Here is a 14,380-nt window from a genome sequence, read left to right as displayed (position 1 = left end):
CTCCCCAGGGAACACCGGGGGACAGAAGAGGCCCGCTCTCGGGAGCCAGACAGGGGACTAAAATGGCACGTTTTGAAATGCTTGAAGCCGGCTTCGGCGCCATGGGGGCAACTGCCCAGGCCGACATTCTTTTCGAACTGGGCATGATGTATGCGACCGGCCGCGATTGCGAGACCGATGTCGTTGCCGCCCACAAATGGTTCAACATCGCCGCCATCAAGGGCTCGGTCCGCGCCGCGGAACTGCGCTCGGAACTGTCGGCCGCAATGTCCAAGGTCGAGATCGCCAAGGCGCTGCGCGAAGCCCGCGAATGGATGACGATGCACTGAGATCGCGAGCAGATTATCGCAGGCAGATTATCGAAAACAGGGAAGCCCCGGGATCAAGACCGCAAAGACGGTCGGAACCGGTGAAACGACAAGGCCGCGACAAGACGGCCGACCATGAAAGAACAAGAACGCGGCAGGCCGGCACGGTCCAGTCGTGCACAATGGGGACGGCGGGCAGGTTTTCGTGGCGCGGGGGCGCATGGGGACTGCTACGAGCAAAAAGCCACGACCGGCCGGAACAGGCTGGCGTGGCTTTTTGCGTTGATGAGGCCCAATCGAGCGGCGCCGATGCGCCTAGACAGGCCCAATGAAGGATGAAATTGTCCCGCCTTCGGAAAGAAGCGCGGCCAGAGCGGCTGCGCGAGTGTGGGAGGAGTTCTATCACCATGAAAAAAATGGGTATTTTGAGCGCGGCCGTATTTGGCCTGATGATGAGCGCGCCGGTTGCCTTTGCCGATGACATCACCATTTCGGTGGTCGGCCCGATGACCGGACAGCTCGCCACGATCGGCGACCAGTTCAAGCAGGGCGCAACGGCAGCCGCCGACGCGATCAACGCCGCCGGCGGTGTCAACGGCTCGATGATCAAGCTCGACATCGAGGACGACCAGTGCGATCCCAAGCAGGCGGTTTCGGTGGCCAACCGGATCGTTGCCAACAGCGTCAAGTTTATTGACGGCCATGCCTGTTCAGGTTCGAGCATCCCGGCTTCCGCCGTCTACGCCGAGGCCGGCGCGCTGATGATGAGCCCGGCCTCTTCAAATCCCGAGCTGACCGATGCCGCCGCCAAGGCCGGCTGGCCGACGATCATGCGTCTCTATACGCGTGACGACGCGCAGGGCGCCTTCATTGGCCCGTGGATCGCCAAGAAATATGCCGGCAAGAATGTCGTTATCCTGCATGACAAGAGCGCCTACGGTCAGGGCGTTGCCGATGCCGTGAAGGCGACGATGAATGCCGGTGGCCTCAAGGAGATCGACTATGAAGGCATCAATGCCGGCGAGAAGGATTATTCGGCTCTCGTCACCAAGCTGAAGGACCTCAAGGCCGACGTTGTCTATTTCGGCGGCTATCACCCGGAAGCCGGGCTTATCCTGCGTCAGTCGGCCGAGCAGAGCGTCAAGTTCCAGCTGATCATGCCGGACTCGATCGCCTCGCCGGAATTCTGGCAGGTCGCCGGCCCCGCCGGTGAAGGCACCCTGTTCGTCTTCCCGTCGGACCCGCAGGCCAAGCCGGAAGCCAAGGAAGCCATCGCCAAGATCAAGGCGGGCGGCTTCGTGCCGGAAGGCTTCACGCTGTTCTCCTACGCCGTCGTTCAGGCGTTTGCAGAGGGCGTCAAGCGCGCCGGAACGGACGATCCGGTCAAGGTCGCCGAAGCGCTGAAGAACGGCACGCCGTTCAGCACCGTGGTCGGCGACGTGACCTTTGACGAGAAGGGCGATCTGAAGAACGCCAGCTACGACATCAACCAGTGGCACGACGGCAAATACGCACCGATCGCGCAGTAAGCGGCCGCGTACTCATGGAAATGGCCGGGCTTGTCCCGGCCATTTTTGTTCAAGCCTCCAGCCGGCTATGAAGCCTCTTCAACGAAGCGCACCAGCACCGTTCCGTCGGTGACCTGCGCGCCCTCTGTGGCGATCTCGGCGATCACGCCGTCATGGCTGGCCGCGATCGTGTGCTCCATCTTCATCGCTTCCAGGATCAACAGCGGCTGGCCCTTGATCACCCTTTCGCCCTTTGCCGCGCGCACCAGCTTGACCAGGCCCGGCATCGGCGCGCGCAGGCTGCCGGAAGCGGCGGCCGCCTCGTCGGTTCGCGCCAGCGGATCCGGGACGAGGAAACTGTAGCCGACGGCGCCTTCGAACACGGTGACGTGGCCTGGCCAGCGGGCAAGGCGAGGGGCGGCGCGAAGATCATGCGAATTGACGCTGTCATAGGGCGCGTCGAGCGCCACCTCGAAGCGCCCGTCCGGCCGCACTGAAACACGCGCCAGTATATCGTCCTCGCCATGGCGCAGGCGCGTGCGGCGCGCAACGCTGTGGAAATGCGCATAGCCGGCAAGTGACGACCACGGATCGTTCGACGGCGGCAAGGCACCGGCGCCCGCCGCGGCAAGGGCCGCCGCGGCAACGATCTCGCTGCGCGGCGGGGCGACCGCGGTCAGCGCTTCCTGATGCCTGCCGATCAGGCCGGTATCGACATCACCGGCCGAAAAATCTGCGTCCGCGGCAAGTGCCGCGAGAAACGCGGTGTTGACGGTCGAGCCGGCAATCTCGGTCTGCGACAACGCAGTGCCGAGCGCATCGAGTGCCGCCTGCCTGTCCTTGGCATGGACGACCAGCTTGGCGATCATCGGATCGTAGAAGGGCGAGATCGCATCGCCGGGCCGCACGCCGGTCTCGATGCGCATGCTGGCGCCTTCGGGCGCGTTGTCGGGAAACGCCAGGTGATGCAGCGTGCCGGTCGCCGGCAGAAACCCTTTCGCCGCGTCCTCGGCATAGATGCGCGCCTCGAAGGCGTGGCCGGAAAGCGTGATTTCGCTCTGCGTCTTCGGCAGCTTTTCGCCGGCGGCTACCCGCAACTGCCACTCGACCAGGTCGGTGCCGGTGACCATTTCGGTGACGGGATGCTCGACCTGCAGGCGGGTGTTCATTTCCATGAACCAGAAACGGTCGGCCTTCAGCCCCTGCGAGGCGTCGACGATGAATTCGATGGTGCCGGCGCCCGAATAGCTGATCGCCTTGGCGGCTTTGACCGCCGCTTCCGTCATCGCCTTGCGCAGCGCCGGCGTCATGCCGGGCGCCGGCGCTTCCTCGATCACCTTCTGGTGGCGGCGCTGCGCAGAGCAGTCGCGCTCATAGAGATGCACGGCATTGCCAAAATTGTCGCCGAACACCTGGACCTCGATGTGGCGCGGCTTGTCGACATATTTTTCGACCAGCACGCGGTCGTCGCCGAACGCGGCCTTGGCCTCGCGCCGTGCGCCCGACAGCGCCTCGGAGAAATCGTCGGGATGTTCGACCCGGCGCATGCCCTTGCCGCCACCGCCGGCGCGCGCCTTGATCAGAACGGGATAGCCGATCTCACGCGCCTTGGACGCCAGCAGCACGATCTCCTGCGCCTCGCCATGATAGCCCGGCACCACCGGCACGCCGGCCTTTTCCATCAGCCGCTTGGCCGCGTCCTTCAGCCCCATGGCGCGGATCGAGGCGGCCGACGGGCCGATGAAGGTGAGCCCTGCCGCCACCACCTGGTCGACGAAATCGGGGTTTTCCGAGAGGAAGCCATAGCCGGGGTGAATTGCTTCGGCGCCGGTCGCCAGCGCCGCCGCAACAATCCTGTCGCCGCGCAGATAGCTTTCACCGACGGGCGAAGCGCCGATATGCACCGCCTCGTCAGCCATTTCGACGTGCAGAGCCTTGGCGTCCGCGTCGGAATAGACGGCAACGGTGCGCACCCCCATCTTCCTGGCCGTGCGTATCACCCGGCAGGCGATCTCGCCGCGATTGGCGATCAGGATCTTGGCGAACATGGAGCCTCCAGAGTTTGTCTCGGGCGGCGCCGGTCTGGCAGGAATGAGCCTATTTCGAAGCCGCGATTTTGCAGCCGCCGCTCGCGGTCTGAACCTTCCACTTTTTCAGGCCAACCTGACAGCTTCGCAACGCCAACTCTTCCGCGGCCTTCTGAGATGGCGCGTTCAGCCGCGCACCGCAGATGATGTAAAGATCGTCGACGCGCGAGTAGAATGTGGTCGCGTAGGCCGAGTGGCCACTCGCCGCGACATAGGCGTTGTACGACTTCGTGCAGGGCTCCTTTGGATTCAGTGACAACGGAGGCCAGAATCGGGTGTCTCCCTTGCTGCCCGCCAGCGATCCAGCCGCCCCGATACCGGGTGCCGTAAATACGAGCAGGCCGGCAAGCATCGATACAGTAATTCGTTTGATGCGTGTCGATTTCATCTTGCGCCGCCCATTTGAAAAATACCCAAGCCGATGCTTGTCGGCCTACTTCGATGCCGCAACTTCGCAGCCCGCACCTGTAATGACCTTGTAATGGCTGCGGGCGGACTCGCAGGATTTCATCGCCCGTTCTTCGGCAGCCTTCTGTGACGGTGCATTCAAGCCCGAGCCGCAGATGATGTACAACGAACGGATCCGGGCATAGGGCGTGGTCGCATAGGCCGAATGGCCGCCGGCGGCCACATAGGCGTTGTAAGCCATGGTGCACTGGTCTTTCGGGCTTTTCGGCAAATACGGATAGAAATGGATGTCGCCTTTGCTTCCCGCCAGCGATGCCGCGGCGCCAACGCCGGGTACCGCAAATATAAGCAATGCTGCAAGTACCGACGCAGTCGTTTTTCCCGAATATTTCGGCCTCATCTTTACCCCTTCCCCGTTGCCCAATGCGGGATGAACAATAGCGTCTATTCTCCAGCGCCGCCAGCCTGCTAACCGAAAATTGCTTTTGCGTAGGTGGATGAACCATCTTATCCATGCAGACTAGCATCTTCCAATGGCAGCAACGGCTTGTCGGTATAGTTGAGCTGTTGGCTCGTCGAAGCAGCAGAAAATAACTGTTTCGGGCGTTGAGTTCTGTCCGACGAAGGTACCTGCGATGCCAACGGCGATCTGCGTCGCCTCATTTTTCGGATAGCGGTACATGCCGGTGGAGATCGCCGGAAATGCCACGGTCCGGCAATCCCTGGCGGCGGCGATTTCGAGCGATCGGATATAGCAGGAGGCGAGCAGTCCGGCTTCGCCTTTGCCGCCGCCTTGCCAGACAGGTCCGACCGTGTGGATGATGTAACGTGCCGGCAGCCTGTAGCCCTTGGTAAGCTTTGCTTCGCCGACCTTGCAGCCGTTCAGCATCCGGCATTCGAATTCGAGCTCCGGGCCGGCCGCCCGGTGAATGGCGCCGTCGACGCCGCCGCCGCCCAGCAGCGAGGAATTGGCGGCGTTGACGATGGCATCGACCGCAAGCCTGGTGATGTCGCCGGTGTGGACATGTATCCGTTCGCCGAACTTGCTCATCCTACATCCTGAACACGCCGAACTTCGTTTCCTCGATGTCGGCGTTGAGTGCGGCCGACAGGCTGAGCGCCAGCACCTCGCGCGTTTTCGCCGGGTCGATGATGCCGTCGTCCCACAGCCGCGCCGAGGAGTAGAGCGGGTGGCCCTCATGCTCGTATTTCATCAGGATCGGCCTTTTGAATTTCGCTTCCTCGTCCGCGCTCCACTCACCGCCCTTGCGCTCGATGCCCTCGCGCTTGACCACCGCCAGCACGGTCGCCGCCTGTTCGCCGCCCATCACCGAAATGCGCGCGTTCGGCCACATCCATAGGAAGCGCGGCGAGTAGGCGCGGCCGCACATGCCGTAATTGCCGGCGCCGAACGACCCGCCGATGATCATTGTAACCTTCGGTACCTTGGCGGTGGCAACCGCCATCACCAGCTTGGCGCCGTCCTTGGCGATGCCGCCGGCCTCGTACTTTCGCCCGACCATGAAGCCGGTGATGTTCTGCAGGAAGATCAGCGGGATCTTGCGCTGGCAGCACAGCTCGATGAAATGCGCGCCCTTCACAGCACTTTCGGAAAACAGCACGCCATTGTTGGCGATGATGCCGACCGGCATGCCCTGAAGATGGGCAAAGCCGGTGACCAGCGTGGTGCCGTAATTCTGCTTGAACTCGTCGAACTCGGAGCCGTCGACGACGCGCGCGATCACCTCGCGCACATCGTAGGGCTGGCGCAGATCTGTCGGCACGATGCCGTAGAGTTCACGCGGATCATGAAGCGGCGGCATGGGTTTCTGTAACGTCAGGCTTACGGTTTTGCGCCGGTTGAGGTTTTTGACGATGCGCCGGCAGACGGCCAGCGCATGTTCGTCGTCCAGCGCATAGTGGTCGGCGACACCGGACAGCCTGGTGTGCACGTCGGCGCCGCCAAGCTCCTCGGCGCTGACATCTTCGCCCGTAGCCGCCTTCACCAGCGGCGGGCCGCCGAGAAAAATGGTCGCCTGGTTGCGCACCATGATCGTCTCGTCCGACATTGCCGGCACATAGGCGCCGCCCGCAGTACATGAGCCCATGACGCAGGCGATCTGCGGAATGCCGGCCGCCGACATGTTGGCCTGGTTGTAGAAGATGCGGCCGAAATGCTCGCGGTCGGGAAACACCTCGTCCTGGTTGGGCAGGTTGGCGCCGCCGCTGTCGACCAGATAGACGCAAGGCAGATTGTTTTGCAGCGCGATCTCCTGCGCGCGCAAATGCTTCTTCACCGTGAGCGGATAATAGGTGCCGCCCTTCACCGTGGCGTCGTTGACCACGACCATCACCTCGGTCCCTTCGACACGGCCGACGCCGGCGATGATGCCGGCCGAGGAAATCTCCTCGCCATACATGGACCATGCCGCGAACTGGCCGATCTCGAGGAAAGGCGAGCCGGTGTCGAGCAATTGCGCCAGCCGCTCGCGCGGCAACAGCTTGCCGCGCGAAACATGACGCTCGCGCGCCTCCTCCGAGCCACCGCGCTCGACGCTGGTTGCTTTCTCCGCAATGTCGGCAACCAGCGCCCGCATGCGCTCAGCATTGGCGCGGAAGGTTTCGGAGGAGGGCGAGATCTGGGTTTGGAGTACGGCCATGCTAAACCCCTTCCGCCATGATCTCGCGCCCGATCAGCCAGCGGCGGATCTCGCTGGTGCCGGCGCCGATCTCGTAGAGCTTGGCGTCGCGCAACAGCCGGCCGGTCGGATACTCGTTGGTATAGCCGTTGCCGCCAAGCAGCTGGATGGCGTCGAGCGCCATCAGCGTCGCCTTTTCGGCGGCAAACAGCACGCAGCCGGCAGCATCCTTGCGTGTCGTCTGGCCGCGATCGCAGGCAGCCGCGACAGCATAAACGTAAGCGCGCGCGGCGTTCATCGTCGAATACATGTCTGCAAGTTTGCCCTGCACGAGCTGGAACTCGCCGATCGGCTGGCCGAACTGCTTGCGCTCATGCACATAGGGGATCGCCACGTCGAGACAGGCCGCCATGAGCCCGAGCGGTCCGCCGGCGAGCACGGTGCGCTCGTAGTCGAGGCCCGACATCAGGACCTCGACGCCGCGGCCCTCCTCATGCAGCACATTGTCATAGGGCACCTCGACATTGTCGAACACCAGTTCGCCGGTGTTGGAGCCGCGCATGCCGAGCTTGTCGAGCTTTGGCGATGCCGAGAAGCCGGCCATCGTCTTTTCGACGATGAAGGCGGTGATGCCGCGCGATTTCCGCTCGGGATCGGTCTTGGCGTAGACCACCAGCGTTTCGGCATCGGGGCCGTTGGTGATCCACATTTTCGAGCCGTTGAGCACATAGCGGTCGTTGCGCTTTTCGGCGCGCAGCTTGAGCGAGACGACGTCGGAGCCGGCGCCCGATTCCGACATGGCCAGCGCACCTGCCCTTTCGCCCGAGCACAATGCCGGCAGGAATTTCTCCTTCTGAGCCGGCGTCGCCCAGCGGTTGATCTGGTTGACGCAGAGGTTCGAATGGGCGCCGTAGGAGAGACCAACCGAGCCCGAGGCGCGCGAAATCTCTTCCACCGCAATGACGTGGGCAAGATAGCCCATGCCGCTGCCGCCGAAATCGGGATCGGCGGTGATGCCGAGAAGGCCGAGCGCGCCGAGCTCTTTCCACAGATGCGTGGGGAATTGATTGCTGCGGTCGATCTCGGCAGCGATCGGCGCTATTTTCTCCTGGGCAAAGCGGCGCACCAGATCGCGCAGCGCCTCGATGTCCTCGTCATGCCCGAAGCTGAGTGTGTTCGTGTACATGCCGTTCCTCCCCGATTTCGATCTTCGCGCCAACCAGGCGCATTGTCATTGAAAGATATGTCGCCGTGACTTCAGCCATCGACAGCCGCTCGCCCGGCCGGAACCAGACGATGACGCCGGTCATCATCTGGATCAGGGCCATGGCAGTGAGCCCGGTGTCATCGACACTGAAGGCGCCTGCCTCCGCGCCGTCGCGCAGGATGGCGCGCAACTCCTTCTCATAGGCGGTGCGCATGCGCAGTATCTGCGTCAGCCGGTCATGCGACAGGCTGCGCAATTCCATGTTCGAGACATGGGTGGAGTGGCGGCGCTCGATGTGGAAAGCGATGTGGTTTTCGACATAGGCGGCAAGCCGCGTTGCCGGATCGGCAGCGTCGGGGCGTGCGGCGTCCCACGCTTCGATCAGCCCTTCCATATGTTCGCGCATCAGCGTGAACAGCAGGTCTTCCTTGGTCGGAAAATAGCGGTAGAGCGCGGCGGCCTGGACGCCGACCTCGGCGGCAAGCTGCCGCATCGACATTGCCTCGTAGCCGAAGCGGGCGATCAGGCTGACCGCAGCCTCCCGGACGGCCGCTTCAGTTTTTTCGCCGTCGGATCCCGTTGTGCGTGCCATGAACGTCTCCCGATACCTAGTAATAAAAAGAACGTTCAATTAATTCAAGCGGCAACAAAGTGGTTCCGTCTAGACGATGATCCGAAAGTCGATGGGCGCGTCGAGGAGTTCGAATTCCTCGGTCTCGACCTTCGAAACCGAAGCTCCCCTTGGCCCTTGCCGGAGCTGTTCGATCATTGTGGAAACCGCAGCATCGGCACCGGCAATCCAGGCCGTCACGGTGCCGTCTCGTTCATTGCGTACCCAACCTACGAGGCCAAGCCCTGTCGCTTCGCCTCGCGCCCACATCCGGTAGCCGACGCCTTGCACCTTGCCATGCACACGCGCCTGCACTGCCCTTTGCCGGTCATCCATCGTTGCCTCCCATGCACAGAAACTGGCGCGGAATCGGACGAAAGCAACAGGCTTGACTTCGGATTGCTGCTGGATCGACGGAGTCGGGGTCGCGGCTGATTCTGTTTTGGCCTTGGCGGCCTCGGCAGGCTCTGTTGCGATGGCAATCGGCGGCGCTAGTTTCCCCGCGCCGCGGCGAGTGCGCCGGGCAGTTCCTCGGCAAAGATGTCGAGTTCATGATCGAGGCCGACGCTGACCCGGATGCAACGTTCGAGCCTTGGCGCCATCGGCTTGCGGATGAAAACGTCGCGCGACAAAAGGTTTTGCAGCACTTTCAGCGCGAAGGCGCCGTCCTGGCCGCAGTCGATGGTGACGAAATTGGTCGCCGATGGCAGCGGCTTCAGCCCGTTCGTCTCCGCAATCCCGGCTATACGTGTGCGGCCGGCAGCGACTCGCGCCACCACGGTGTGCAGCCAGTCCTGGTCGGCCAGCGCCTCGACGCCGGCGATCTGCGCCATGCGGCTGACGCCGTAATGGTTGCGGATCTTCTCGAAGTCACGGATCACCTCGGCTTCCGCCACCGCATAGCCGCAGCGTATGCCGGCCAGCCCGTATGCCTTGGAGAAGGTGCGCATGCGGATGACATTGGATCGCGCGACATCGATCGGCGGCAGCGCCGAGGCCGGCCCCAATTCGCCATAGGCCTCGTCGAGCACCAGCATGGTGGTTTCCGGCAACGCTTCGACGAAGCGGGTGATATCTCCTGCTTCCCACCAGCTGCCCATCGGATTGTCCGGATTGGAGAGATAGACCAGCGGCGCCTTCTCCTTGATGACTGCCTTGAGCAGGCCGTCCAGGCTTTCCTTGTCGTTCTCGTAAGGCACCGTGACCAGCCGGCCGCCGACGCCGGCAATGTGGAAGTTGAAGGTCGGATAGGCGCCGAGCGAGGTGACCACTGCGTCGCCGGGCGCGACATACATGCGCGCCACCAGGCTGAGCAGCCCGTCTATGCCTTCGCCGACCATGACGTTTTCGGCGCCGACGCCGAGATGGCGGGCCGCAGCCTGCTTCAGATCGTAATTGTCGGGATCGCAATACATCCACTGGTCACGCGCGACGCGCTCCATACGGGCGATAACGCGCGGCGAAGGCCCGAAGCTGCTTTCATTGGCGCCGATGCGGGCGCGAAAAGCACGTCCGCGCTCGCGCTCCTGCGCTTCCGGTCCGACAAACGGCACCGTCGAGGGAAGCGCGCCGACAAGCGGCGTGAGGGCAGGGCGCTGGCGCATGGCAAAGGCTCACGAGAAGATGGGCCTTCTTGCTAGCGTGCCCAATGGGACGGCGCAAGTTCTGGCGCGGCTGGAAATAGTGGCCATCACGCCCGTGATGAAATCGGCGCGGGTGGCCACGCTCTACGACCTGACCGCCGGTAGGCGGCAACCCTTTTGAAGGCCAGCACTGCAGCCAATGGCGACGGGCGCTTCAAAAAGAAAACCCGGCGGTTGCCCGCCGGGTTCGATTTTCAGCCAGGCTGAGCGTCTTAGAACGAGCGCTGGAAGCGGAGGAGACCGCCGATGCTGCTCTTCTTGTCGGCGTTGGTGAAGTTGGAGAAATTGGCGTCGTCGAACTTGCCTGCATTGAGGTAGTCGACTTCGGCCGTGACCGTGAAGCCGGGAACAACGTCGTAGGCGATGTTGGCGGCAACACCGAGATTCTTCCATTCGTCATACGAGACCTGGGCATTGAACGAGGTCTTCTCGTTGATGGTGTAGGTGCCACCACCCCAGAAAGCCCAGTTGCCGCCCCACTGCTTGTAGAAGCCGCGGCCGCCGGCGTCGATCGCATAGCTCGAGTCCGTCAAATTGTCGTCGGTGCCGTAGCCGCCCATGATGAAGAGCGACAGGTTCTGCATCGGGGTGATATCCAAACGAACTTTGCCGGCGACTTCTTCGTAGTTGCTGTCATAAGCGACGACGCCGGTGATGGCGCCCCAGCCCGGCGTGTACTTCACGCCGCCGACGACATGCGGAACGTAGCTGTCGATGGTGCCAACGGTTCCGGAGCCTTCTTCGAGAGAGACCACGGCCGAGAAGCCGTTGCCCGCATCGAAGTAGTACTGGACGACGTTGGTATCGAAATCGCCGTAGGGAACGAGCGTATCCTGGAGGACGTTGCCGGCGTAGCCGATGAACGTGTCGAAGGCCGATTCGTCCTTACCGACGCGCAGGCCACCGAGCTGGATCCAGGCGAAGTTCAGCGAAACGTTCTTGTTGCCGGCAGGGTTGGAGTTGAACTCGTCTGCTTCGGTCGTCGGATCGTCTGCCGAGGGGTAGCCGTTGCGGTTGCCGAAGTTGAAGCGGGTCTCGGTGTAGGTCTTCAAGGTGCCGAGTTCGGTTTCCTGGCCGGTCCAGGTCTTCAGCGTGAAACGGGCGTTCTTGTAGAAGGTATCCTGCTCGTCGCCATCCTTATGGTCGAAGGACCTCGCACCATCGAACGAACCCACGTCGCCGGCACCGATGTCGTAACGGACATAGCCGCCGATGCGCAGGCAGGTTTCGGTGCCGGGAATGTAGAAGTAGCCGGCGCCGTAGACGTCGCAAATCTTGACGTATTCAGCCGGTTCCGGCTCGGCGACGACGACGGCGTCGGCGGCGCGCGCACCGGAAACTGCGATCAGGGCCGCAGCGGAGCCGAGGAGAAGGCTCTTAATGTTCATTTTCTGACCTCCAGTCAGAATCGAACAAGACAGTGAAGCCGGCGACAGGCGTTTTCGCTGTAATCAGTTGTTATTGTTGAGGTCTATTGAAAAATGGAACTTTGCTGCGGGTGATGCGGCCATCACCACAGGCGCTTGTTTGCGGAAGCATGCCCTGAACCGGATTTGAGATAGCGCTCGAATGAAGCTGCCTTGCCCTGGTTCGAAAAGGCCATATAGGTGACGATCCGCCACGGCAGAAACTTGGATGTATGGCTGGATTTCCCCGCATTGTGCTCGACAAGCCGTCGTTTCAGGTCCGTCGTTATGCCGATATAGCGTTCGCGTTCGGCAGCCGCACTCCCCAGAAGATACACATACCACATGAGCTGCTCTCCCTTGCCGGGCGTCGGAGGGCATCCTCTCCGCCATCCTGCTTCGCGCTGAGGTGGGCTTGTCCTGCGAAGCTCGAAGAGCGAAGCAGGACTGCCAATCGAATTTTGCAAGGGATTGTCTGGGCTTACGCTGTGCGGCACGTAGCACACCACACGGTCCGGCCCTTCTACGCCAAGGCTTCGGAGGGCATCCTCTCCGCCATCCTGCTTCGCGGTGAGGGTTGGGCTTGTCCTGCGAAGCTCGAAGAGCGAAGCAGGATGGCGGAGAGGATGGGATTCGAACCCACGAGAAGCTTTTGACCTCTACTCCCTTAGCAGGGGAGCGCCTTCGACCACTCGGCCACCTCTCCGTTGCGCCGCTGGATAGAGAAAAGCGCCGGCACAATCAACAAGCCGGCGCGATAATCGTTGAAAAATCCGCATTCGGCCGCAGCGGCGCCTTTTGCATGCGGCGATTCTACGGCAGTTCCCTGGCTGGCGAGTCGGCGACATGGCCGCAATTCTGGCCGGCCATCGCCGGATTCGGCCGCATTGCGCGGCGCTGGATAAGGCTTGCGGGCCCTTCGATAGTTAATGAGAGCTTTCTGACTGAGGCCAAATCGTGTCATTTGTGCAACAACGCATGGGGATAGCGCCCGCATAGCCCTTTCGCCGGTACGATCGTGGTTGAACGCCGCCGCCTCATGGGTAATGTCGATTTCGAAGGAGCGGCGCGGTGCGCATCTTTTTCGGTAGTGGGGATGGGGCAGGGAACGCTGTCCTTCAGCAAAGAATACCCAGACCCGTTTTTTAACTTTTGACTGGAGGTCAGAAAATGAACATTAAGAGCCTTCTCCTCGGCTCCGCTGCGGCCCTGATCGCAGTTTCCGGTGCGCGCGCCGCCGACGCCGTCGTCGTCGCCGAGCCGGAACCGGCTGAATACGTCAAGATTTGCGACGTTTACGGCTCGGGCTACTTCTACATTCCCGGCACCGAAACCTGCCTGCGCATCGGCGGCTATGTCCGCTACGATATCGGCGCCGGCGACGTCGGCGCATTCACGGGTGCGGAGTCGCTCGACCACGAAGATGGTGACGCGCAGGACACCTGGTACAAGAATGCCCGCGCCACCTTCAAGACCTGGACCGGCCAGGAAACCGAACTCGGCACCTTGAAGACCTACACCGAGACCCGCTTCAACTTCGGCAACAACAATCGGTACGCCACCAACATCGCTGATGATCCGGCCACACCCCTCGTCGATGAAACCGCTTTCGATAGCAATCCGGCCGGCATGAAGAGCGTTTCGCTGAACTTCGCCTGGATCCAGCTCGGTGGCCTGCGCGTCGGTAAAGACGAATCGGCCTTCAATACGTTCATCGGCTATGCCGGCAACGTCATCCAGGATACGCTGGTCCCCTACGGCGGCTTCGACACCAACGTCATCCAGTACTACTTCGATGCGGGCAACGGCTTCTCCGCCGTCCTCTCGCTCGAAGAAGGCTCTGGCGTCGTCGGCACCATCGACAGCTATGTTCCGCATGTCGTCGGCGGTCTGAAGTACACACAGGGCTGGGGCGCCATCACCGGCGTGATTGCTTACGACAGCAACTACGAAGAAGTCGCCGGCAAGGTGCGTTTGGACGTCACCCCGATGCAGAACCTGTCGCTGTTCATCATTGGCGGCTATGGCACCGACGACAACCTGTCGGATCCGACCTGGGCAATCCCGGCCGGCGGCCGCGGCTTCTACAAGCAGTGGGGCGGCAACTGGGCAGTCTGGGGTGGTGGCACCTACACCATCAACGAGAAGACCTCGTTCAACGTCCAGCTTTCGTATGACGAAGACAAGAACTTCGGCGCCGCGGCGAACATCGCCTACGACGTCGTTCCCGGCTTCACGGTCACGGCCGAAGTCGACTACATCAACGTTGGCGACTCCGATTGGACCGATGCCCGCGATGACGACGCCATCGGCGGCATGCTCCGCTTCCAGCGCTCGTTCTAAGGGCTGGCTTTATACAGGTGAATACCAGCCCGGGCGCATAAACGCCCGGGCTGTTTTTGTTTCGTGGCTGGACAAGACAAGCAGAAGGAACAGGGGGAATCGGCAGCTGAACAGTCCGTAGGATGAGTTCGTGGGATCCGCTGATGGGCGGATGAATTCACAACTGCGTGATTAAATCTCTTGAAAGGACGCTTCCAAGCGGGTAGGTCTGACTCTATCCA

Annotated in this window: 15 protein-coding genes and 1 tRNA gene; 4 read left to right on the top strand and 12 right to left on the bottom strand. The window is 62.2% G+C overall.

The annotated features are described in order from the left end of the window. Positions 1-62 precede the first annotated feature (62 nt). Positions 63-329, top strand: a complete 267-nt coding sequence (locus tag NKJ18_RS15460; RefSeq protein WP_006199745.1) for an SEL1-like repeat protein — start codon at positions 63-65, stop codon at positions 327-329. A 386-nt stretch (positions 330-715) separates the two neighbouring features. Next, positions 716-1,837, top strand: a complete 1,122-nt coding sequence (locus NKJ18_RS15455; protein WP_023670204.1) for an ABC transporter substrate-binding protein — start codon at positions 716-718, stop codon at positions 1,835-1,837. A gap of 65 nt (positions 1,838-1,902) precedes the next feature. Here NKJ18_RS15455 and NKJ18_RS15450 read toward each other — a convergent pair whose 3' ends face one another. From NKJ18_RS15450 to NKJ18_RS15410, 9 genes are all read right to left on the bottom strand, one after another. Further along, positions 1,903-3,864, bottom strand: a complete 1,962-nt coding sequence (locus NKJ18_RS15450) for an acetyl/propionyl/methylcrotonyl-CoA carboxylase subunit alpha (RefSeq protein WP_352758625.1) — start codon at positions 3,862-3,864, stop codon at positions 1,903-1,905. Positions 3,865-3,913: 49 nt separating this feature from the next. After that, complete coding sequence (locus NKJ18_RS15445) at positions 3,914-4,291, bottom strand: hypothetical protein (RefSeq protein ID WP_023684512.1); 378 nt, start codon at positions 4,289-4,291, stop codon at positions 3,914-3,916. Positions 4,292-4,336: 45 nt separating this feature from the next. Next, entirely contained in the window at positions 4,337-4,711 is a 375-nt protein-coding gene (locus NKJ18_RS15440) for a hypothetical protein (RefSeq protein ID WP_352758622.1), read from the bottom strand. Positions 4,712-4,831: 120 nt separating this feature from the next. Continuing rightward, a complete protein-coding gene (locus NKJ18_RS15435) occupies positions 4,832-5,362 on the bottom strand; it encodes an O-acetyl-ADP-ribose deacetylase (RefSeq protein ID WP_352758619.1) in 531 nt (176 codons plus the stop codon). A gap of 1 nt (position 5,363) precedes the next feature. Further along, positions 5,364-6,971 (bottom strand): carboxyl transferase domain-containing protein, encoded by a 1,608-nt coding sequence (locus NKJ18_RS15430; RefSeq protein ID WP_352758616.1) that lies wholly within the window; start codon positions 6,969-6,971, stop codon positions 5,364-5,366. Between the two features lies 1 nt (position 6,972). Further along, positions 6,973-8,136 (bottom strand): isovaleryl-CoA dehydrogenase, encoded by a 1,164-nt coding sequence (locus NKJ18_RS15425; protein WP_023692831.1) that lies wholly within the window; start codon positions 8,134-8,136, stop codon positions 6,973-6,975. Further along, the gene (locus NKJ18_RS15420; RefSeq protein WP_023692832.1) at positions 8,105-8,749 is read right to left on the bottom strand and encodes a TetR/AcrR family transcriptional regulator; all 645 of its coding nucleotides are present in this window, start codon (positions 8,747-8,749) and stop codon (positions 8,105-8,107) included. Before NKJ18_RS15420 ends, NKJ18_RS15425 begins: the two co-directional genes overlap by 32 nt. A 69-nt stretch (positions 8,750-8,818) precedes the next feature. Next, positions 8,819-9,103, bottom strand: a complete 285-nt coding sequence (locus NKJ18_RS15415; protein ID WP_352459652.1) for an acylphosphatase — start codon at positions 9,101-9,103, stop codon at positions 8,819-8,821. 155 nt (positions 9,104-9,258) lie between these two features. Then, complete coding sequence (locus tag NKJ18_RS15410; RefSeq protein ID WP_023692834.1) at positions 9,259-10,371, bottom strand: pyridoxal phosphate-dependent aminotransferase; 1,113 nt, start codon at positions 10,369-10,371, stop codon at positions 9,259-9,261. Here NKJ18_RS15410 and NKJ18_RS15405 point away from each other — a divergent pair. After that, a complete protein-coding gene (locus NKJ18_RS15405; protein WP_352758614.1) occupies positions 10,370-10,531 on the top strand; it encodes a hypothetical protein in 162 nt (53 codons plus the stop codon). The two genes, NKJ18_RS15410 and NKJ18_RS15405, sit on opposite strands and share 2 nt — an antisense overlap. Positions 10,532-10,622: 91 nt before the next feature. On the opposite strand, the gene NKJ18_RS15400 is transcribed toward NKJ18_RS15405, so the two are convergent. From NKJ18_RS15400 to NKJ18_RS15390, 3 genes are all read right to left on the bottom strand, one after another. Then, complete coding sequence (locus NKJ18_RS15400; RefSeq protein WP_352758612.1) at positions 10,623-11,798, bottom strand: porin; 1,176 nt, start codon at positions 11,796-11,798, stop codon at positions 10,623-10,625. 122 nt (positions 11,799-11,920) lie between these two features. After that, complete coding sequence (locus tag NKJ18_RS15395; protein WP_023829059.1) at positions 11,921-12,163, bottom strand: GIY-YIG nuclease family protein; 243 nt, start codon at positions 12,161-12,163, stop codon at positions 11,921-11,923. 268 nt (positions 12,164-12,431) lie between these two features. Continuing rightward, positions 12,432-12,522: transfer RNA gene (locus NKJ18_RS15390), tRNA-Ser, on the bottom strand. A gap of 464 nt (positions 12,523-12,986) precedes the next feature. Here NKJ18_RS15390 and NKJ18_RS15385 point away from each other — a divergent pair. Next, positions 12,987-14,159 carry a porin gene (locus NKJ18_RS15385; protein ID WP_352580049.1) on the top strand — a complete coding sequence of 391 codons (1,173 nt, stop codon included), beginning with the start codon at positions 12,987-12,989 and terminating at the stop codon, positions 14,157-14,159. The last annotated feature ends 221 nt before the right edge of the window (positions 14,160-14,380 follow it).

The organism is Mesorhizobium sp. M0217, assembly GCF_040321955.1.
In the GTDB taxonomy this organism is placed as follows: Bacteria; Pseudomonadota; Alphaproteobacteria; order Rhizobiales; family Rhizobiaceae; genus Mesorhizobium.
Note: the sequence above shows the minus strand (reverse complement) of the source record. Positions and strands in the feature narration are given on the sequence as shown.